Here is a 20,432-nt window from a genome sequence, read left to right as displayed (position 1 = left end):
TAAGACGCAAAATTTATTCCTAAGGTTGCCTTGACCATCATAAAAAGAAGACTTTTTTTAAAAGAATTTGTTACAAAGATTTGATTAATAACCGAATAAAACCTTATGCTTATCAGGTTTTGAACTAAAGATAGTTGTGAAATCACATTCAATGTTCCAAAATATCTAAAATATGATGAATATTAACCTATTCTCATTCTGATGAGTTTCTACTGTGTTGTTAGTCAATGTTATATTGATGTATAGATAACATTTTGGTAAAGTAATGACCTCAATAAATACGGTACATTTACCGCCCCAAAATAAGTGTGATGAAAAGCAAAGGTAATTATACTGTAGACGAAGCATTGAGCATCTGTAAAATGGTAGAAAAGAGTTATGAAGGAACCAATTCTTTAATTGTAAAAGACCTTCAAGATAATGTTTTCTTTTTGTGCTACGGAGTTTATGTAGTAAACGGAGAAGTAAAACCCTCTACTTTATATGATTTAAAAAGTACCTTCGGTAAGGTTGTCTCTCAATGTAAATGGTGCGAATTCGATGGGGAGATTGTTGATTTTATACCATATACTACTTCACCAATACTATTTGATTAAACGTATTTGGTTAGAAATAGACAAGTCATTTTGCTTGTTTGCCTAGAATAGCCATAATACTATCGCACTGTTGAATACCTTTTTTTGTGGCTTGAATTTGTATTTGATAACTCCCATCTAAACTCTGAACAATTCTTTTTAATAATTTTTCATTCTCAAAAGGGAACTCATTGGTTCTCATTTTGTCGAAATCTGCATGATATATATAATAACTTCCCAGATATTCTTTATGAATTATTTCCTGACGTTCGTAGGCTTTTAGTATCGTGTGCAGGTCTGCCGAATAATACTTTTGTATGGCAGATTTTACCGATAAATCTTCAAAAAGAGTGAGGTCTCCAGAATTAATAAGTGTGGTATAGGTTACATCTTGGGGAACGAATTCTACCAAAGAAGAGATTTTAAAAATTTTACTAATAACACTCATCTTTTTTTCAGAAACTGTATTTAAATGCTGTGTAATCTCACGTGCATTGTTCTGAAATTCTGTTAGGGTTTCTAGATTGTCGTTTAGCGTTTTTTGGTCGGTTTGAATGTCATTTTTTAAATTCTGAAGATAGGCTGATCTTCGTTTTTGATCTTTTTGACTTTCTGAACATTTGTTTAAACTAAATGCAATGGTAATACCAATAATTACAATGAGCGTTTCCCCCAGGGCATATCTCCAATTAATTTTTTTCATATCTAGACGTGTGAATAGCTGGTATAAGGTACTAATTAATTTATTTTCAGGAGGTATGAGAAGGGGTAGAATAAAAAAATCACGATCAAAACAGCGCTTATTTGATCGTGATTTTATAGTCCCTTATAATATATTGCGATTACTCGGCAACAGTTTTTAAATTGTCACCAGAATTTCGGTCTATTAGTTTGTTATAAGGGTCAATTCCTACTTTTACAGGTTTTTTATCAGTAATAACTGTAAAGGTATTTTCTCCAGATGATAACCATTTTCTTTTGAGATAGTACGGATTTTTAAGAGGTACCTCCTGGTCATCAACAATATCTTCACCAAAAACTCCTATTTCAATATAATTGGTCTTATCATCTACACGTTTTTCTTTACCTTGATCATCATAGTAGGTTTTTTTAGAATCAACGGTAAAGGTCGTTTCATATTTTCCATTACCCAATTTTTTAGTTTTAGCACTAGAAACACGGTTTTCATATAGTACGATTTCCTTAAATCCATCGTCTACTGCATATTTTAAAGAATCTGGAGCAACCTCACGAATAGCTTCATATAAATTTTCTGAAGTAGGGTATACTCCGCTCTCATAGTTTTTATAGGTGTTCAAGAAGTTTCTAAGGGCTGTATTTATTTTTTCTTCACCAATAATATCCTGAAGCTCATACATTACCATAGACCCTTTTTCATACCAAATATGGGGACCAAATTCAACATTTAATAGTGTACGTTCTGGTTTAAAACTAAAAGCTCTACTTCTTAGGTAATTATCTAAGGAATATTTTAGGAAGTTTTTAATTCCATTTTCGCCATACTCATGTTTCATGGTCATCAAAGATGAGTATTCTGCCAGAGTTTCAGAAATAATATTGGCACCCGTAGTTTTACTTGGAGTTACTATATGTGCCCACCATTGATGAGCTACTTCATGAGCTGTTACCCTAAACGCGTAATTAAAATCTTCGGCCTTATCAAAGTCTGCTACATATCCAAAATCTTCAGAGTAAGGTATAGTAGTTACAAAAGATTGGGCAAAATTAGAGTGCGCAGGAAATTCTACAATACGCAGTACTGAGTTTGGGTATTCATAAAAATTCTTAGAGCAATAATCTAAGGCAACTTTGGCACCATTGATAAAATGCTCAAGATTACGTTTATGTTTTGGAGAATGATATATTTCGATATCCACCTTTTTTCCGCTAGGTGCTGTCCAACTCGATTTTTTAACGTCATATCTTGAAGATACTATATTAAAAAACAGTATAGTTTGGGACTCTAATTTAAAATGATAGTACGCTCTGTCATTTTCTTCCCACTGTTTTACCAGTTTACCAGGAGCTAGAGCTTTCTGATCTTTTGTGGTACTTACTACAGCTTCAAAATTAATGTAATTAGAGTCTTCATTAAATAGATTTTTGCCAATCGCAGTAGAATCTGTTCTTGGAGGATATAAATAATCTAATTTTTCTAAGCCATATTTTTTACGTACTCCATTATCAATAATACTTTGTTCGTAATAAAATCTCGGAAAAATAGATTGGTCAAAAAAAGATCCATTATACAACACCTGTGTTTCTAGCCCATTAGAAAAACCTTTGGTTTCTGCAGTTACTTCAATAGTAAGTTTTGCATTTTCACCAGGTTGCATTGCCTTGGGTAATTTGTAAAAATACATTCTATATACAGAGTCTGAAACTGCAGGAGTTAATTCTGTACCATTATAGATCACTTTTTGCAAATTGGTATGTTCATTGGGATATTGCACCTCTAGTAATAAAGTGTCTATCGCTTTTCTATTGTTGTTGGTGATTTTGAATTCCCCTTTGGCATGTACATCTCTTTTGTTTGGGAATACATCTATATATGCTTTTAAATCGGTAACCTGTGGGTGAGGGGTGTTTATATATTTTGCGTATTTCTTTTCGGCGTCAGCATCGATTTTCTCAGAGGTATTGGTGTTTGTAATAGAGTTTAATACCCTTAAATTGTAATAACTGTATCCACCAACTGAGACAAAAGCAAATATTGTGGTGATCAATGCTATTATAGTTTTAGCTGTGAATCGTTGTTTGGCCAACGACAAACGTTCTTTGGCAGAAGAGAAAAATCCACGAGTCCAGAATACTTTTCCAATAACCATCAATACCACTGTAAATAAAACCCAATACAGGTTAAGCCATGTCATCCCTGTAAGGTAGTGCCCAAAGCCGTTTAAATCACTAATAAAAAATGGAGTAGTAGCACCATAAGTAATCATTGGGTCTGTACTCTTAAAGGCAAATGCCACCAATATAGGTAATCCCACATATAACAGAATTACCAAAAAATGACCAAGAAACTTATTGTTCACCATTACATGAATAAAGAAAGCTAATAACACAGTGGTTATAAAGCCAGGAAAAATCAATCCGTAGTTATAGATTAATGATAAATCTAATTCGTAGACAAAATAGCCATTCAAGGTCTGAAAAATAATACCTACGAGTACATTGGCAAAAGCCAAAATGATTGCTATACCTATTAAGGAGATAATCTTTGAAAAATAAAGGCTTGAGTCACTTATCGGTAAAGCATCATAAAAAACAAAAGTTTTGTTTTTTCTGGTACGGTGTACTGCTTCTCCTGAGTAGATAACCAAAATTATTATCGATAACAAAGAAATACCTCCAGAAATAAATACTATTACAAATCTAGTTAACGGTAGATTAGGTGTTCCATAAGTTTCATTAGCTAGAAATACTACAAATACAGATATAGCAATTCCTATGATTAATAAAATTAGAAAAACAGGATCTTTAAGTATTGATAAAAATTCAATTTTACTTAATGACCAAAGGTTTTGGCGTTCTGTTTTTTTGGTAAACAATTGCGTTACCTGTGAGATCATAGAAGGTGCATACTCTGCATTATCTGTTTTTTTCTCTTTTTTTCCGTCGACCAAAAATCTTTTATAATCAAATCTAAATAGAGTAATGAAAAACAGTATTAAACCAACACCTAACCAAAGCAATCTATTTAAAAGAAATTTGCCGTGTATTGGAAGCTGATTAACATTAAGCTCATTGATAGACCAATATTTTTTTACATAATCAAAAGCCTGGTTTCCGAAAGGATCTAAATATACACTCAACCATTGATTATCGATATCTCCCAATAAATTTTGAGAAAGAGAATTGAGGAGAAATAAACAAATACCTCCCAGATATATAATAGGCATTTTCTTGAAAAATGCCATCAAGCAGAAAAATAGAGCACCTATTAAAAGTGCATTAACCTGCAATAGAAACAGAAAAGGCAGAAAATAGGAAGAGAAATTAAAGGAGTCGAATTCTCCATAATCTGGTCGATCTAGAAAATCTCCAATACCAAAACCGATAAGTGTTCCTAGAACAATACAAATATTTAAAAAGGTAACTATAGTAAAACTACCTAAAAATCGCCCTAGAACATACGATTTTTGAGGTATAGGAAATGTAAAATAAGTTTGCGCAGTTTTATGATCTTTATCTCTAAAAATAGGTACTCCCATAATAGCTGCATAAAAGAAGATAGAAATGATTGAGATCGTTCCTAAAACCCCAGTTATACTATTTGGGCTATTCACAAACTCAGCCGTAGAAGATCTTTGAAACACAGAGAATAAAATAGCAATGGCAATACCCAGTGCCATATAAATCCATGTAGCAGGTCTATTTAAACGATATCGTAATTCGAAAAGGAAAATCTCTTTCATACCGTAACCTCCTCTTTTTTATTGATACAATAGAAATAGAAATCTTCCAGATCGTTAGGTATAACTTCAAAACCATCACCAGGATTGGTTTCGCTGTAGATATTCACATAGAATTGACCACCTCTTAGATAGTTAGACAATACCGTGAATTCATTTTCTATAGCTTCTAATTCAGATTTGTCAATATGTTTTCTAAATACTTTGCCATCAAGTCTGCTCGATAATTCTTGTGGGTTTCCTTGTTCAAGAATCTTACCTTCATTAAACACGGCCATATTTTGGCAAAGATTGGTTACATCATCAACGATATGAGTACTTAGAATCACCACTGCGTTTTCACCAAGTTCACTCAGTAAATTATGAAAGCGATTACGTTCTAATGGATCTAAACCAGCCGTGGGTTCATCTACAATAATAAGTTTTGGATTTCCCAGAAGGGCTTGTGCTATTCCGAACCGTTGTCTCATACCCCCCGAAAAATCTCCCAGGTTACGACTTCTAAACTTATATAAATTTACCTTATTTAAAAGGTCAGCTACATAACTCTTTCGTTCTTTACTATTCGTAATCCCTTTTACTTTTGCGATATGATCCAACATCATTTCGGCAGAAACTTTAGGGTAAACACCAAAATCTTGCGGGAGGTATCCTAATACTTTACGAAGCTCTTCAGGGTTTTTAAAAACGTCGATACCATCAAACTCAATACTACCAGAATCGGCAAGTTGTAGTGTAGCAATCGTTCTCATTAATGTAGATTTTCCAGCACCATTTGGTCCTAACAAACCAAACATTCCTTTTTCCAAATTCAGATGTACATCATTTAAAGCTTGCGTTCCGTTAGGATACGTCTTATTCAGATTTTTTATGTTGAGCATGTGCAGTAGTTTTTTGTATTTCGACACTTTGTGAATTAGTATGCTTTTTTTTGTTTTTGTTACAGCTTAGATGTTAAAATAGGAAACAAGAGTACTACTTTGCGTCATCAATTTCATAAAACACATGTTTTAAAAGAACTTGAATGTTTAATCATATATTAAAATTTACAGGGATAACAGATATATGAGTATCTTTACATCCATCAAATTTTAGAGTACAGAATGCAACAACTTCGCAGAAACAGAAGACTAAGAACAAATGATGCAATTCGTTCCTTGGTAAGAGAAAATACAATTACCCCACATGATTTTTTGGTACCTCTTTTTGTAGTGGAGGGGAAAGGGATTAAAGAAGAAATTCCTTCTATGCCCAAGTATTATAGATATAGTCTAGACTTATTAACTCAAGAAGTTAAGGATTTATGGGCTATGGGATTAAAATCGGTATTGTTATTTGTAAAAGTACCCGATAATTTGAAAGATAATAAAGGCACCGAAGCGTTAAATCCTGAGGGTTTAATGCAAAGAGCTATTAAAACAGTCAAAGATGCTGCTCCTGATATGTTGGTCATGACAGACATAGCTTTGGATCCTTATTCTTCATATGGACACGATGGAATTGTAGAAGATGGATATATTGTAAATGACAAAACATGTGAGGTGCTAGCAAAAATGTCGTTATCACATGCACAGGCCGGAGCCGATTTTGTAGCACCTAGTGATATGATGGATGGACGTATTTTGTCGATTAGAGAGCTGTTAGAAGCCGAAAACTTCAAAAATACTGGAATTATGAGTTACAGTGCCAAATATGCTTCAGCATTTTATGGCCCGTTTCGCGATGCGCTAGATTCTGCACCCGGTTTTGGAGATAAAAAAACCTATCAAATGGATTTTGCCAATCGAGATGAAGCCATTAAGGAAACGCTTATCGATATAGAAGAAGGTGCAGATATCGTTATGGTAAAACCAGGATTAGCATATCTCGATTTGGTTCGGGATGTTCGCGATGCGGTAGATGTACCTGTAGCAGTATATCAGGTAAGTGGTGAGTATGCGATGCTAAAAGCTGCGGCAGAAAAAGGTTGGTTAGACCACGATGCCGTTATGCTCGAACAAATTATGGCTTTTAAAAGAGCAGGGGCTCATATTATAGCCAGTTATTTTGCCAAAGATGTGGTGAAACTTTTGGGGTAGATCATCAACTAAAATTCATATATCATGGTAAGCAGAGATCGATTATATCAAACTTTCGGGGAGTTGTTGTATGTCATTGCAATGAGCGATGGAGTTATTCAAAAAGAGGAAGTAGAAACTCTGGAAGAAATATTACGAGGTCACCCAAAAGGAAAAGATATCAAATGGTCTTTCGATTATGAAACAGATCAACAAAATGATATTGAAACCCTGTATAAGAAAGTAATCGAAGTATTTTCAGATAATGGTCCAGATGAAGAATATGATTTTATGATTTATGCGCTTACTCGAATTGCAGAAGCAAGCCAAGGAATGACTAAAGATGAAGAAAAAGTGATTCGTAATTTCTCCAAAGACCTCTTAGCCCGTTTCATCAAAGACATAGAAACTATAAAAGAAAAATATAGCTAATTCACATATATACTATGCAAAAAATTGCCCTGTTATTGATTGCTGTAGCATTATTTGCCAGTTGTCAATCTGAGAAAAAAGAAAAAGAAGAAATTGTAATTGGTAAAAAAACCGTTGCAGAGAAACCATACGATATCGGGAAACGTATTTTTAATGGCAAAGGAAAATGCTATACCTGCCATAAAATAGATAAAAAATCAATTGGTCCAGGTATACAGGAGATTATGAAGGTATATAATGAACAAAATGCCGATGTAGTAGCTTTTCTAAAACAAGAAGCAGAACCTATTGTAGATCCCGAAACCTATACCGTTATGAAGACCAATTTTGCGATTCTAAAAACTTTTTCTCATGATGAGCTTAAAGCCATAGAGGCATATATGAAAGAAGCTGGTAATAGTAAATAAGCGTGATGAAAAAGATTTTAAGTATAATATTTTTGATTTCAAGTACGGTAATGGCACAACAATTTACTCCTAAAGATGCTTTTCTCGAAAAGTGGCAAAACTCCAAAGATTACCTTTTACAAATCGCGGAGAAGATGCCCGAGGAGAAATTCTCGTTTAAACCAACAGAAAGAGAGATGGATTTTAAAAATCAATTATTGCATATTCGGGGCAATATGCTTTGGTTAGCAACCACTTATTTTTCTGATGAGAAATTCAATAGAGAATCATTACAAGAGAATATTCCCGATACCAAAGCCAAAACTATTGAGGTTCTAGGGGAAGCTTTTGAGTTTGTAACCAGTAAAGTTAAGGCAACCAATGCCGATGATTTTAAAACTGAAGTCGATTTTTTTGCGGGTAAAAAATCTAAGCTTCAAATCCTAAATTTATTACAAGATCACGTTACTCATCATCGAGGTCAAATAATAGTATATCTTAATTTAAACCAGATAGAACCTCCTCGATATGTAGGCTGGTAATCTTTTGTTGCAAAACATATACTAAAATCCGTACTTTAGCTACATATCTATAACAACATGACCTTACTCATTATTTACGCCGTACTTTCTATTTTCTTTTCGTTCTTATGTTCGATTTTAGAGGCAGTATTACTTAGTGTAACTCCTACTTTTATTAATGTAAAGAAGAAAGAACAGAAACCATATGCTACTACTTTAGAAAATTTGAAGAAAGATGTAGATCAACCTTTGATAGCCATTCTTACTTTGAATACTATTGCACATACAGTAGGAGCAATTTTAGTGGGTGTACAGGCAGAGCAACTTCCATATAAGATTGAAATTCTAGGAGTGAATATTGTAGGTATTGTATCAACAATAATGACCATATTAATTTTGGTAGTTTCTGAAATCATTCCAAAAACTATTGGGGCCACTTTTTGGAAACAACTTGCCAATTTTACCTCTAAAGCATTAATTATTCTTATTGCTCCTTTAAAATACACAGGTATTCTTTGGGTATTGCGACTTACTACTAAGGTAATCGGAGGAAAAGGACATCATGGTTCTGTGCTTAGTCGAGAAGATTTTTCTGTTATGGCCGATATTGCCGAAGAAGAAGGAGTTTTTGAAGAGTCAGAGTCTAAAGTAATTAGAAACCTTCTTAATTTTAAAGAGATTTTCACTAAAGATGTAATGACACCCAGAACGGTTATGAAAATTGCTTCTGAAGAAACTACAGTTGAAGAATTCTTTAATGAAAATCAGAACCTTCGTTTTTCAAGAATTCCGGTGTTTAAAGACAATGCCGATAATATTACTGGTCAGGTTTTGAAGGATGAGATTTTTAAAGAAATGGCCAATCAGAATGGTCATAAAACGTTGGCTGATATAAAAAGACCTATCATTTTTACGACGAGGAATTTACCCATCCCAGATTTGTTTAATGAACTCATTCAGACCAAAAATCATATCGCTTTGGTCGTAGATGAATATGGCTCGGTAAATGGATTAGTAACTATGGAAGATGTTATCGAAACGTTACTTGGATTAGAAATAGTAGACGAAAGTGATACTGAAACCGATATGCAGGTGCTAGCCAGAAAAAACTGGGAAAACCGAGCACGTAGATTGGGTATTCTGGAAGATAAACCTGAAGAGTGATAACGACTGCATATATTGAAACTCCCTTGGGTATTGCATGTCTCTCTGGAGATGAAAATGGACTATCCAGTGTTTCTGTAACTAAAGACATAGAAAAAATTGAAGAACAACAAGAAGCTCCTCCTTATCTTGAACAAGCTGTAACGCAACTTCAGGAATATTTTGAGGGTAGACGAACTCACTTTGACTTAAAATTAAATCCTTCGGGAACAGAATTTCAAAAAAAGGTATGGAAAGAGCTGCTTAAGATTCCTTTTGGGAAAACGGTTTCCTATTTAGATATCGCCAAAAGATTAGGAGATCCTAAAACGATAAGAGCAGCGGCAAGTGCCAATGGTAAAAACCCTTTGTGGATTATTGTACCATGTCATCGAGTAATTGGTAGTGATGGATCCCTCACAGGATATGCTGGAGGATTATGGCGAAAAAAGTGGTTATTAGAGCATGAAAGCCCTAGTAAACAGCAATCTCTTTTTTAATAGAATGTGCTTTTAATCTTAGAAAATCTCCATTAACACATTGTTTTTGCATTTTATACAACCAATATTGCCGTTGGTGTAAACTCAATTAGTACTTAAGTAAATAAACGATAATTTCATGATGAAAATTTTAGTGTATATGTAAATCTGTTCTCAATGGGTTAAAGTGATAACACAGGTTTTATAAAACTGAAATTAAACTCACACAAATCATTCAATTATATGCAGCTGGTTATTGTATTTTACAATAACCAGTTTTTTTATTTAAGCATTTTGAAAATAACCGACAAAAAAACTAGGGTACATTACATAAAATACGTTGTATATATATAAAAGACTGCTGTTTAAGGTTGCAGAACTTTTGAAAATACGTATAATTGTTATACTTAATAGGATCTGAAAACATAGTAACTACTTTGTCTAATTCATGAATATAAAGGTCCTTCGACATAACAATAACTATATATTTTAATTCTAAATGAAGAGATATAATTACATTTTGATTAGCTGCTTGCTATTATTGGCAGGTAATATAACGGGACAAGATGATATCGATAGAGAATTAAAAAGAACAACAACCGTACAAAAAGATTCTATAAAACTATTACTTAAACAAGGCGACAGTTTGCAGAAAGCAAAGAATATTGAAGAGGCAGAAACTAGTTATCTCAATGCCTTTCGATTAGCTAGAAAAACTGGAGACAAAAAAAGAATTATTCAAACGGGATTTCGATTAGAAAGATTCTTGTCTGCAATAGCAGAAAAGCATGAAAATGCCAGACATATCATAGACTTTGTTTATGACTTTTGTGAAAAGGTTGATGATCAGGATTGTTTGGCTATAAGCACGATTAGGTATGGGGAGCTTAATCAAAGACAATCGAATTTTATTAAGGCACTACAGTACTTTAATGAGGCTATGCAAAGGGCAGAAAACACCAAAAGCAACGATAATATTTGGGAAGCTTGTACTGCAAGAGGGCTACTTTTTATGGATATTGGAGATTTGGACCAAAGTAAGATAGATTTTAAACAAGCTCTTCGCCATATCAAAGATGATTCAGACTATAGAAAAGGAATAACCTACATAAACATTTCGGCTTCTTTTTCAGATCACCAACCCGATTCTACCATATATTACTCAAAACTAGCGTTGCAAGGGTGTAAAAATAATAAGACATCGAGAACCTGCAATTTGGCCTATAACAATATGGCTTGGTCCTACGTTCAGAAGGGTATGGCTCAGGAAGCCCTGGCTTTGATCAATAACAATATCGATTTTGATAATATCCAGTATAACGATCGGGATAGCTTGTACCCTGCATTAATGCATACCTTAGCATTTATTTACTTTAAGTTGGGAGATTACGAAAAAGCGATTACCCATTTTAAAATTGCAGAGCGTTTTTTTATTAAGAAAAATGATGTTGCCAATATTATTATTACCAAAGAAGATCTCTCTAAATCTTATGAGCAAACAGGAAATTTAGCTGCTAGTTTAAAGCTTATGAGAGAGATAAAACCTTTAATATCTACGCTCGATAACATTAAAATTAGTAAAGAGATAGCCAAAATAGAGAGTAAGAAATTATTGGCTATTAAAGAAGAGCAAATCCTGGACCTGGAGGAAGAAAACTTTAAGATCGGTCAGGCTATGAGTAAAAGCAGATGGTTTAGCTATTTGTTAGGTGCTTTTTTACTTGCTGCGTTATTCTTTTTACTATATCGCGGTCATGCAAATAGAGTAAGATTTCATCAACTTAATGAAGAACTAAGTTTGAATAGGTTGAAATCTCTGAGGTCGACTATGAATCCTCATTTTTTGTTTAACTCTTTTAGTACACTTCAGAACTTTATTCTGAAAAAAGACAATCTCAAGGCCAATGAATATATGACAGAACTCTCAGGGTTAATTCGAAATATTTTATCAAGCTCTGATAGTATCTACATCAATTTTAAAGAAGAATTACAGATTTTGCAATCTTATATCAATATAGAGCAAGAACGATTTAGTGAAAGTTTTGAGGTGATCTATGATATCGATGACACATTGGTAGAGACCAATCCTGTAATTCCTTCAATGGTTATACAACCATATATCGAAAATGCGATAATACATGGTTTTTCGCATTCGAAGAAAAAAGGAAAATTAATAGTGTCTTTTGCGAAAGGCACTGATACTGTATTTTGCAAAGTTAGAGATAACGGAATTGGCCGTTTAGAAGCCGAGCGATTGCAAAAGGAAGGGAATGACACTATTCACTTATCAATTGCTACTAGAAATACCGATGAACGATTACGAATATTGAGCAGAATCGGTAATGATAATGCCAATGTACGTATCAATGATCTCATAGATGACACTGGAGCGTCTTTAGGAACCGAAGTAATTATTACACTACCCATAATAAATGAACACAAATGACACCATCGCTTACTTGTATAATAATAGACGACGAACAAAAGGATAGAGAGAATATCAAGATGCTTTTGGATTCTTATTGTCCTCAAGTCGAAGTGATCGCACAGGCTAAGGATAGATCATCGATCCTAAAAGTGCTTACAGAAATGAAGCCAGACCTCGTGTTTATGGATATTCAATTGGGTGCAATTTCTGTGTTCGATATCTTAAATGAGCTGGAAAGTATAGATTTTACAATTGTGTTTGTCACGGCTTTTGATAGATATGCAATTCAAGGCTATCAATATGACGCTATAGACTACCTACTTAAACCAGTAGATCCCAAACGATTAATAAAGGTGGTAGATAAAACATTTAGATTGAAAAATGAAAATCAATCTAAAGAAAGTATTGTAAATGATTTTAAGGAACTCTATTCAAAAATCACAGAAACACCGAAAATATCGATTACCGATGCTAGAGGAGTGCATGTGGTAAAGGCTATTGATGTTTTGTACTGTGTTAGTGATGGTAATTACACCACTTTTGTAATGATTGATGATACAGAAATTGTAATTTCTAAAAACCTCAAACATTTCGAATCTAAACTAAAAAATTACGACTTTTTGAGAATTCATAAATCGTATTTGGTGAATTTAAACCATATCGATTTTCTGATTAAAGAACAAGGAGGGTCAGTAATTATGAAGAATGGGAAGTCCTTGCCAATTTCAAGGAAAAGCAAAAAAGAACTGTATGAAAGGATGAATGTTTTATAATTTATCCTAAAACGATATTAGGTGTTTGTTTTTGTGAAATTAATTTGATGTAATGAAATTGTTGTTTTATACACTAAAAACTACGTTTAAAACATCGAGGGCAAAAATACTGTTCATAGTATTTACCTTTAAAGTTACACAAATTCAAACAAAAGCTTATTATGAATGCCCCTTTACTTGGTTACACATTAGAATGATTTATTTTCCGTAATTCAGGTGGGCCAAGACCTCGGTCTATGAAACGTAAAATTTTGTTTAAATGTAAAAGAGTGTCTTTGTAGACACTCTTTTTTTTTGAGTTTCATTTTTTGAAACTTATAAATAGTATCATTGCAGTATTAATTTTTGGAACCTTATTTAGAATTATTCGGGGTTATCACCAAATGATCCATGATAATGAACTCAAAGTTTATATTGTACAAAATGATAATAGATAGGATCTAATTCACTGTGATTAATTTTCTTACATTAGTAGGGTTAGAAGTTGGAAATTAAACTCATTTTCTCATCAATTTAAATCATATGAAAATCTTAAAAAAATTTCTTAGGGGTCTTGGAATTATTCTTCTCCTGTGTGTAGGATTGTTATACGCATTCGATTCAGAATATATTTTAAAAGGAGTTCGTGTGGTCTATATGACTGGTCACACCACAGCCTATTTAGATGATTATACCCATTTTGATAATCGAACAATTGCTAAAGGAAATGCAACTATACCTTGGGCGATTCATGAGAAATATAATACGGTAAAAAGTACTGACCGTCTAAACAAGATCAATGATGAATTGGGAACAGTGGCTTTTTTGATTATTAAAAGTGATAGTATATGGTATGAGAACTATGCCGAAGGTTTTGGAACCACTTCAAAAACCAATTCCTTCTCTATGGCTAAGAGTATAGTAACAGCTATGCTAGGAAAAGCTATAATGGACGGATACATAAAAAACCTGGATCAACCATTAGGTGATTTTTTCCCTGAATTTTCTGAAGGATTAGCTGCCAAAACTACTGTGGGAGATTTGTCCTCGATGTCTTCTGGGTTAAATTGGGTAGAACACTATACAAGTCCTTTTTCTATAACGGCCAAAGCATATTACGATACTAATATTCGTGAAGTTTTGTTGGGACTACAAGTAGTAGAGGAACCAGGACAAAGATTTAAATATTTGAGTGGAAACACACAGTTGTTAGGTATGGTAATCGAAAAAGCAACAGGAAAAACATTGTCACAGTACCTTAGTGAAAGTTTCTGGGCCCCCATGGGGATGAATCAGGATGCTATATGGCAACTCGATAGTGAGGATAGTGGTATGGAAAAAGCATATTGTTGTGTGGCTAGTAACGCTAGGGATTTCGCCAGATTTGGAGTCCTGTTTAAAAACAAAGGCGTATATGCAGGGAAACAAATTTTACCAGCAGAATTTACAGAATTGGCGACAAGACAACGATTTCCTGAAGATGATATGTATGGATATGGTTTTTGGCTGTCAGATCATCTCGATAAAAAGATATTTGCTATGAGAGGAATTTTAGGGCAGTATGTAATTTGTATTCCTGAAGATGATGTTATTATTGTGCGACTTGGACATAATAGGGGAGAGTTTGTGCCTGGAGAATCTTTTACAAACGATTTCTTTGTCTTTATAGAAGAGGCTTATAAAATGATGGAGAATGCTTCATAAATTGAATTTAGAACATGTTTTATTTCTGGATATAGAAACTGTACCAGAACATGAGAATTTTGATGACCTTAATCCTGAAATGAAACAATTATGGGCAGATAAAACAAAATATCAACGTAAAGAAGATTTTACAGCAGAAGAATTTTATGATCGGGCAGGGATTTGGGCAGAGTTTGGTAAAATCGTTTGTATTTCGGTGGGATATTTCACTTTCAAAGGAGAAAATAGATCTTTTAGAACTACTTCATTTTACGGAGAAGAAAAACAATTACTCATAGATTTCAAAAATCTTCTGGAGACGCATTTTACCAAAGCTCATCATCTACTTTGCGCACACAACGGGAAAGAGTTTGATTTTCCTTATATCGCGCGCAGAATGATCATACATAATATTGCGTTGCCTTATAAGCTTAATCTCTTTGGCAAAAAGCCATGGGAAGTTCCGCATTTGGACACTATGGATTTATGGAAGTTTGGAGACTATAAGCACTATACATCCTTAAAACTACTTACTAGCATTCTCGGGATACCTTCTCCGAAAGATGATATCGATGGTAGCCAGGTTAGGCAGGTCTTTTATGAAGAACAAGATATCGATAGAATTATAGTGTACTGTGAAAAAGATACCGTAGCTGTAGCTCAAATTTTATTGCGCCTAAGACAAGAGGAATTACTTGGAGAAGAAGAGGTGGTTTCAGTTTAGACGTATTTCTTAGTTCAAGTAACGCTTTCGATCCTCATCTGTTGGGAAATAAAGGTTTAAACTACTGTAAGAAGTGCCATAAGTTTTAACTGCCGTGAACACCTGATGTATCGCATCTTCTACTTGTGGAGTCGTTAACTCTTTTAAGGGATGCATAAAAACTGCCCAAAGAACTTTACCAGAAACCGCATACTTAACATCGATAGCAGAATGAAAATTAGCTTTCATACACCGATAATAATCATCTTTGCTCATATCTTTATGCTCTATAATAGGAGATATAATTCGCATTCGATTGTGTAACTCATCAGTGAGACATATAAATTGTATGTCTTGAACCACAAAATGCCAATTTCCCTTCGGTCCTTCAATTTGATCTGCTATGAACCTTAAAATCTTGTCTAACCTTGTGTTGTTCATGTATAGTTTAGTTGATTTATTTCATTCTCAAGGTTTTAATTAATGCTTCAAAATCTTCAATCACTGCATTCGATTTTTCTTTCAAAAACCCCTTAAATACTACTGCATTTTCACCATGAGTAACGGTTTGTACCAGTAATTTACTTGGACTACCATTTAATTTACCTTCCATTTTAATTTGATACGCCGAGTAGTTGTTGAGAGTGTCGTTAGAGGTGCTTAAAATTTTGATTTCACTTAATCCATTGTTTCTAAGTGATCCTATCATTTGCTCGGCAATACTTTTGGCAGTCATACTTGGATCTGCAGGGAATGGTAGAACGACCATAATCGAATCTCTATTCGTATCAAGCTCGTTGCTGCCATTAATAGAATAGATAAAAGTATTTGCAGCCGATTTTGCATATTTAAATTTGGTGTTAGAATCATCAAGATTGAATACTGCGGTTTCAAAAGGATCGATCGGCATGTCTTTTTCATAAACCGAAGAAAATAAGGCATCTTTAATTTGCTCGGCTGTATTATCGCTATTATCAATATAAAGTGCCATAATCATGGCCGTAAATGTCTCATCACCAAAAACCAAACTAATCCCTTTTTTATCTGGATTGCCTTGAAGATGAATATATTTTCCTGAGTATCCATTAATGGTCATTTCTTGATAATCAAAAACGGTAACGCCACTTTTTTCAAAACGTTCTTTGGTAAACTTATTCGCGTTGGTATAGAAATTACCACCCACAAGATCATATACCTGAATTAAAGCTGATTCTCCTTTTTCTAAACCCGTAAATGCCGTCGCTATTTTGAAACCAGAAGGAGGGATTATTGAGAGTTTTGTGCCCGGAATATGTATGTGTGTACTGGTTTTACTATTTTGAATTTGAGAAGATTCTTTGCGCTCATCTTGACCAAAACCTACTGAAATGGTACATAAACATAGTAAAATTAGTAGTTGTTTCATAAACAAGGTTTTGCAATTGAGATGATTTGCGAAGGAAACGTGTGCATCTATAGTTATATTGTGTCGAAAGGTTTATAAATAACCCCCTCCCTCAGGAGGGGGAGTTCGGTAATTATATGTCCGTTGTGTCCCCCCAACAGACTCGAATTTTAAATTTGTCAATGACAGGTAGATTCGAGTAAGTCCTTCGATATAATTACCAGCAAGCAGGTGTAGAACTTTCATTCCCCACCGTTAAATATGGTTGGTATAGTGCGTTAACATCAAAAAACAGAATTAAAACCTATACAATAGATTAAAACACTAAAAATTTGCAATAAAAATTGAAAATAATTCTGGGAGTAAGCTAAATATAATGTTGGGTGTGAAGGTATTTCGAATGCGAATATAAGCATTTATTTTAACATAACCGGATTTATTTTAACATTCCTTTAGGGAAAACATAATCTTTCTAGATAACCTATCATCTCATCTTACGGATGAGTTTTTTGTAACACGCTTCGTTGTCGAAAATTATATTTAGATCCTCAATAAGTTGGTATGCCTTTTCATATTCCAAAATGGGAATAAAAATCTGATCAGGAGCATTCTCTCCTGTATGAGTAAGTTCAATATAAAATTTGGTGTTTTCAGGTTTTATAGATTTAGATGTACGAAGGTTAATGAATTGATTATCTGCCCCCATGTATAAACTGTCTAATAACTTATGCTTTTTTAAAACAGCTAGGATTTGCTTGTTTTTTTCATCGTCAGATTGAATATCGATACATGGGTCTTGATCAATATTTTCTACAATTCCATTATTTCTAATTCCAATATAAAAGTCAGAATCAGGAACTATCAATGCTGTATTTAATGAAGAAGCAGAGCGTTCTATAATCTTTCTAATTTCTATATATCCAGGAGTTTCCTGACCAATAGTGTTAGAAAAAATCAATAGCATTAAAATATGAAATATCGATTTCATAATACATTACAATTTTAGTAAGACTCCATGATAACTGGTTCGTCTTCAATCGATTTTAATAAAAATGTTCTTAGATCCCTAGTGAGCAAATACCTATTTTGTTCATCTTCTATAACGCCAACACCCTTATTAAAATTTTGTGCCTCCTTATATTTGGTGTCAATTTCTATCTCTCCTTTCTTGTTAATATACCCACAACGATCGTCTACATAGTGAGCTTTAGATGAGGTATGATTACGTTTTCTGTACACTGCAAGGCCTTCAGAAAAGGGCTTTACACAGCCTTTAAATTTAAAATCAATAACCACATTGTTTTTGGTGTCAATAAATCCCCATTTTCCATTTTTAACTACAGGAGCTAGACCTTCAGAAAAGAAATCGGCGTCTTCGTACTCTAGTGGAATTACAACTTTACCTTTTGCATTTATAAAACCGTATTTGTTATTTTTAGAAACTACTGCGACCCCGTCTTTAAAGTTTCCAATCTCGTCATAAATAGGTGCTGTTATAACTTTTAGGTTTTTATCAAAAACCCCAATCTTATTATCTTTCTTTACAAAATATACCTTGGCTGTTGGCCTTTCATTACCAAAACCAAAAAAACTCCACTTATAACGTATATCCTGATACTCAGCTGGCAGTACCAGCTCCCCTTTTTTGTTTATAATACCATATGATCCTTCTTTAGTTACTATAGCGTACTTACCTCTAAAATTTCGCGAAGGTCCAAACGTGGCAGGAATTATTTCTGTTCCTTTATGATTGATATAACCATAAGAGTCTTTTTTTCTAAATGCTTGTAATGTAGATTCAAAGTTGGCATCGATATATTCGTGGTTATAGGGTATTATTGGGTTCCCACTAGGAGCAAGTATACCATATTTCCGTTCTTTTTCGGCTACAATTGCTTTTCCTTTATTTATAAAGTCTGGAGAGTAATCGTAAAGTGCCGGGATGATTTCTTTCCCTCTACTATCGACTAATCCGTATTTGTTATTTAGTTGACATTGAAAAACACCTGGTATTTGAGAATAGCTGAGGTAGTCATACTTTGCAGTAATCAAATGTTCACCTTTCATATTCAAGACTCCGTATTTATTATTTTTCTTGAAAATAGAATAATATCCATTAAATTTTTTAGGGGAACCACCTAACTCTTGATAATTCGCAGGAATTATAATGTTTAAATTATGGTCAACGTATCCCTTTTGGTTACCATCTTCAAATACATAGATATCTCTATTAAGTTGTGAAAAACCTGAGCAGAAAATCGATAAACAAAAAAAGAATAAAAGCTTTTTAATCATGTATAGAAAATTATGTTTAAGATACAATATTTACTTTGGAAAGTTTGTGTCTAAGGTTAGTTATCATTGGTTAAGCGTTTTTTTACGAAATACCATCTAGAATTTGTCCAAAAAATTCGGTGATCCCTTCCAATATGCCATCAAAAACATCTCCAATATCTAGCCAGGAAGTGTCTAAATCTATCTCTGAAATTTCATACCATTTTTCAGACACTGTACTAGAGAGATCTTGAAGCATTTCCCCTTTCATGATTACATATTCGCAAGTTTCATCATGTTGTAGATGATAACTTTCGAAACCCCCATGTGATGAGAATATGCACATAGCCCAGCAGGAAAAATCAAGACCTTCATACCATTTGCTCTGTTGGTGCGCTTTTTTTACTTCTTCTGGGGAGTAGTGCTTCTTTTTTCCATGTTTCTGCACCAGTATTTTTCCAATATCGGTGATATACTCCTTTTTATCGCTTGGAGCCAGCGGGCATGTGGTTGGCATAATAGCTTTATTTTGGAGTGGCAATACTAAAACGTATTAATATCATTTTTTGAGACGAGATCACTTTTGTGGTAATGCATTTAATTGATCCAGTTTCGATTGTCGTATGTATAAAAATAACGGAAACGTAAAGGCAATCGCCACTAGAAAAGTTAGAGGTATGAGTATCCACCAATATTTGATTTTGAGCCTTAAAGACTCTGGAATATACCAGGCAAAGAAGGTAAATACTACTACCAATAAATCTGCACTAAATGATCTGGCCGGGAAAGTAGTTTTTGTTTGTGCAATATAATTGAGTAAAGAGGTGTCTTCTGCGGTCATGTAAAACCGAATATTAAAATACCAGGTATAACAGACTCCTAGAATAGCCAAGATTAAGAATACATACTTGCGTTTCATTTTTTCATTTTTTGTCTTATTCCTATAATAAAATATAATAGGGAACCTATTATATTAAAAAAGAGTACAACCAATACCCAAATTAGTTTGTTGTCTCCTTTGAAATTACTTCGTAAAATATCGATCAAGGCAATAATCGGTATAATTAGCATTAACAGTAACAGGATTTGCCAAGGGCCCAACATTCCTAAAATAATCATATGGTAAAATTTATCAATAATTGCTTTTCGTGATTTATATGAAATGATGCTGCACTT

At 33.7% G+C, this 20,432-nt stretch carries 21 protein-coding genes; 11 read left to right on the top strand and 10 right to left on the bottom strand.

What is annotated here, in order from left to right; translation table 11 throughout:
- Positions 1–311: 311 nt before the first annotated feature.
- Positions 312–596, top strand: a complete 285-nt coding sequence (locus tag M0D21_RS16355; protein WP_248331499.1) for a hypothetical protein — start codon at positions 312–314, stop codon at positions 594–596.
- Between the two features lie 25 nt (positions 597–621).
- On the opposite strand, the gene M0D21_RS16350 is transcribed toward M0D21_RS16355, so the two are convergent.
- The 3 genes from M0D21_RS16350 to M0D21_RS16340 form a co-directional block, all read right to left on the bottom strand.
- Positions 622–1,278 carry a DUF6090 family protein gene (locus M0D21_RS16350; protein WP_248331497.1) on the bottom strand — a complete coding sequence of 219 codons (657 nt, stop codon included), beginning with the start codon at positions 1,276–1,278 and terminating at the stop codon, positions 622–624.
- Between the two features lie 139 nt (positions 1,279–1,417).
- Positions 1,418–5,017 carry an ABC transporter permease/M1 family aminopeptidase gene (locus M0D21_RS16345; protein WP_248331495.1) on the bottom strand — a complete coding sequence of 1,200 codons (3,600 nt, stop codon included), beginning with the start codon at positions 5,015–5,017 and terminating at the stop codon, positions 1,418–1,420.
- Positions 5,014–5,895: an ABC transporter ATP-binding protein gene (locus M0D21_RS16340; protein ID WP_248331493.1), complete on the bottom strand. Its 882-nt coding sequence runs from the start codon at positions 5,893–5,895 to the stop codon at positions 5,014–5,016. Before M0D21_RS16340 ends, M0D21_RS16345 begins: the two co-directional genes overlap by 4 nt.
- A 222-nt stretch (positions 5,896–6,117) precedes the next feature.
- Here M0D21_RS16340 and hemB point away from each other — a divergent pair, with 222 nt between their 5' ends.
- The 10 genes from hemB to M0D21_RS16290 all read left to right on the top strand — a co-directional run bounded on the left by hemB (position 6,118) and on the right by M0D21_RS16290 (position 15,619).
- On the top strand, positions 6,118–7,092 hold the full coding sequence (gene hemB / locus M0D21_RS16335) for a porphobilinogen synthase (RefSeq protein WP_248331490.1): 975 nt from the start codon (positions 6,118–6,120) through the stop codon (positions 7,090–7,092).
- A 24-nt stretch (positions 7,093–7,116) separates the two neighbouring features.
- A complete protein-coding gene (locus tag M0D21_RS16330; RefSeq protein WP_248331488.1) occupies positions 7,117–7,503 on the top strand; it encodes a tellurite resistance TerB family protein in 387 nt (128 codons plus the stop codon).
- A gap of 14 nt (positions 7,504–7,517) precedes the next feature.
- Entirely contained in the window at positions 7,518–7,910 is a 393-nt protein-coding gene (locus M0D21_RS16325) for a c-type cytochrome (protein ID WP_248331486.1), read from the top strand.
- Positions 7,911–7,915: 5 nt separating this feature from the next.
- Entirely contained in the window at positions 7,916–8,431 is a 516-nt protein-coding gene (locus tag M0D21_RS16320) for a DinB family protein (protein ID WP_248331484.1), read from the top strand.
- Positions 8,432–8,488: 57 nt separating this feature from the next.
- Positions 8,489–9,574, top strand: a complete 1,086-nt coding sequence (locus M0D21_RS16315; protein WP_248331482.1) for a CNNM domain-containing protein — start codon at positions 8,489–8,491, stop codon at positions 9,572–9,574.
- Positions 9,574–10,053, top strand: coding sequence for a methylated-DNA--[protein]-cysteine S-methyltransferase (locus tag M0D21_RS16310; protein WP_248331905.1), 480 nt, complete (start codon positions 9,574–9,576; stop codon positions 10,051–10,053). Before M0D21_RS16315 ends, M0D21_RS16310 begins: the two co-directional genes overlap by 1 nt.
- Before the next feature lie 478 nt (positions 10,054–10,531).
- On the top strand, positions 10,532–12,478 hold the full coding sequence (locus tag M0D21_RS16305) for a histidine kinase (protein WP_248331480.1): 1,947 nt from the start codon (positions 10,532–10,534) through the stop codon (positions 12,476–12,478).
- Positions 12,475–13,233 carry a LytR/AlgR family response regulator transcription factor gene (locus M0D21_RS16300; RefSeq protein ID WP_248331478.1) on the top strand — a complete coding sequence of 253 codons (759 nt, stop codon included), beginning with the start codon at positions 12,475–12,477 and terminating at the stop codon, positions 13,231–13,233. Before M0D21_RS16305 ends, M0D21_RS16300 begins: the two co-directional genes overlap by 4 nt.
- A gap of 522 nt (positions 13,234–13,755) precedes the next feature.
- Entirely contained in the window at positions 13,756–14,916 is a 1,161-nt protein-coding gene (locus tag M0D21_RS16295; protein WP_248331476.1) for a serine hydrolase domain-containing protein, read from the top strand.
- Complete coding sequence (locus M0D21_RS16290) at positions 14,906–15,619, top strand: 3'-5' exonuclease (RefSeq protein ID WP_248331474.1); 714 nt, start codon at positions 14,906–14,908, stop codon at positions 15,617–15,619. Before M0D21_RS16295 ends, M0D21_RS16290 begins: the two co-directional genes overlap by 11 nt.
- Positions 15,620–15,628: 9 nt before the next feature.
- Here the strand turns inward: M0D21_RS16290 and M0D21_RS16285 are convergent, their stop codons facing one another.
- From M0D21_RS16285 to M0D21_RS16255, 7 genes are all read right to left on the bottom strand, one after another.
- Positions 15,629–16,039, bottom strand: a complete 411-nt coding sequence (locus tag M0D21_RS16285; protein ID WP_248331472.1) for a hypothetical protein — start codon at positions 16,037–16,039, stop codon at positions 15,629–15,631.
- 16 nt (positions 16,040–16,055) lie between these two features.
- Positions 16,056–17,003 (bottom strand): hypothetical protein, encoded by a 948-nt coding sequence (locus M0D21_RS16280; RefSeq protein ID WP_248331470.1) that lies wholly within the window; start codon positions 17,001–17,003, stop codon positions 16,056–16,058.
- Positions 17,004–17,466: 463 nt separating this feature from the next.
- Positions 17,467–17,970, bottom strand: coding sequence for a hypothetical protein (locus M0D21_RS16275; protein ID WP_248331468.1), 504 nt, complete (start codon positions 17,968–17,970; stop codon positions 17,467–17,469).
- A gap of 14 nt (positions 17,971–17,984) precedes the next feature.
- The gene (locus tag M0D21_RS16270) at positions 17,985–19,277 is read right to left on the bottom strand and encodes a WG repeat-containing protein (RefSeq protein ID WP_248331466.1); all 1,293 of its coding nucleotides are present in this window, start codon (positions 19,275–19,277) and stop codon (positions 17,985–17,987) included.
- Positions 19,278–19,359: 82 nt separating this feature from the next.
- Positions 19,360–19,773: a hypothetical protein gene (locus M0D21_RS16265; RefSeq protein ID WP_248331464.1), complete on the bottom strand. Its 414-nt coding sequence runs from the start codon at positions 19,771–19,773 to the stop codon at positions 19,360–19,362.
- Positions 19,774–19,833: 60 nt separating this feature from the next.
- Positions 19,834–20,175: a DUF2834 domain-containing protein gene (locus M0D21_RS16260; RefSeq protein WP_248331462.1), complete on the bottom strand. Its 342-nt coding sequence runs from the start codon at positions 20,173–20,175 to the stop codon at positions 19,834–19,836.
- On the bottom strand, positions 20,172–20,327 hold the full coding sequence (locus tag M0D21_RS16255; protein ID WP_248331903.1) for a PLDc N-terminal domain-containing protein: 156 nt from the start codon (positions 20,325–20,327) through the stop codon (positions 20,172–20,174). Before M0D21_RS16255 ends, M0D21_RS16260 begins: the two co-directional genes overlap by 4 nt.
- Positions 20,328–20,432: the final 105 nt, after the last annotated feature.

The organism is Aquimarina acroporae, from assembly GCF_023195925.1.
Taxonomy (GTDB): Bacteria; Bacteroidota; Bacteroidia; order Flavobacteriales; family Flavobacteriaceae; genus Aquimarina; species Aquimarina acroporae.
The sequence above is the reverse complement of the archived record's forward strand: the minus strand, read 5'-3'. Positions and strand labels throughout refer to the sequence as shown.

Excerpts from the sequence above, each read along its gene's own strand:
- M0D21_RS16355 (WP_248331499.1), top strand. The coding sequence starts at position 312 with ATGAAAAGCAAAGGTAATTATACTGTAGACGAAGCATTGAGCATCTGT.
- M0D21_RS16325 (WP_248331486.1), top strand. The coding sequence starts at position 7,518 with ATGCAAAAAATTGCCCTGTTATTGATTGCTGTAGCATTATTTGCCAGT.
- M0D21_RS16315 (WP_248331482.1), top strand. The coding sequence starts at position 8,489 with ATGACCTTACTCATTATTTACGCCGTACTTTCTATTTTCTTTTCGTTC.
- M0D21_RS16320 (WP_248331484.1), top strand. The coding sequence starts at position 7,916 with ATGAAAAAGATTTTAAGTATAATATTTTTGATTTCAAGTACGGTAATG.
- M0D21_RS16305 (WP_248331480.1), top strand. The coding sequence starts at position 10,532 with ATGAAGAGATATAATTACATTTTGATTAGCTGCTTGCTATTATTGGCA.
- M0D21_RS16340 (WP_248331493.1), bottom strand. The coding sequence starts at position 5,895 with ATGCTCAACATAAAAAATCTGAATAAGACGTATCCTAACGGAACGCAA.
- M0D21_RS16255 (WP_248331903.1), bottom strand. The coding sequence starts at position 20,327 with ATGCTAATTATACCGATTATTGCCTTGATCGATATTTTACGAAGTAAT.
- M0D21_RS16295 (WP_248331476.1), top strand. The coding sequence starts at position 13,756 with ATGAAAATCTTAAAAAAATTTCTTAGGGGTCTTGGAATTATTCTTCTC.
- M0D21_RS16290 (WP_248331474.1), top strand. The coding sequence starts at position 14,906 with ATGCTTCATAAATTGAATTTAGAACATGTTTTATTTCTGGATATAGAA.
- M0D21_RS16260 (WP_248331462.1), bottom strand. The coding sequence starts at position 20,175 with ATGAAACGCAAGTATGTATTCTTAATCTTGGCTATTCTAGGAGTCTGT.
- M0D21_RS16270 (WP_248331466.1), bottom strand. The coding sequence starts at position 19,277 with ATGATTAAAAAGCTTTTATTCTTTTTTTGTTTATCGATTTTCTGCTCA.
- hemB (WP_248331490.1), top strand. The coding sequence starts at position 6,118 with ATGCAACAACTTCGCAGAAACAGAAGACTAAGAACAAATGATGCAATT.
- M0D21_RS16345 (WP_248331495.1), bottom strand. The coding sequence starts at position 5,017 with ATGAAAGAGATTTTCCTTTTCGAATTACGATATCGTTTAAATAGACCT.
- M0D21_RS16350 (WP_248331497.1), bottom strand. The coding sequence starts at position 1,278 with ATGAAAAAAATTAATTGGAGATATGCCCTGGGGGAAACGCTCATTGTA.
- M0D21_RS16280 (WP_248331470.1), bottom strand. The coding sequence starts at position 17,003 with ATGAAACAACTACTAATTTTACTATGTTTATGTACCATTTCAGTAGGT.
- M0D21_RS16330 (WP_248331488.1), top strand. The coding sequence starts at position 7,117 with ATGGTAAGCAGAGATCGATTATATCAAACTTTCGGGGAGTTGTTGTAT.
- M0D21_RS16275 (WP_248331468.1), bottom strand. The coding sequence starts at position 17,970 with ATGAAATCGATATTTCATATTTTAATGCTATTGATTTTTTCTAACACT.
- M0D21_RS16285 (WP_248331472.1), bottom strand. The coding sequence starts at position 16,039 with ATGAACAACACAAGGTTAGACAAGATTTTAAGGTTCATAGCAGATCAA.
- M0D21_RS16265 (WP_248331464.1), bottom strand. The coding sequence starts at position 19,773 with ATGCCAACCACATGCCCGCTGGCTCCAAGCGATAAAAAGGAGTATATC.
- M0D21_RS16300 (WP_248331478.1), top strand. The coding sequence starts at position 12,475 with ATGACACCATCGCTTACTTGTATAATAATAGACGACGAACAAAAGGAT.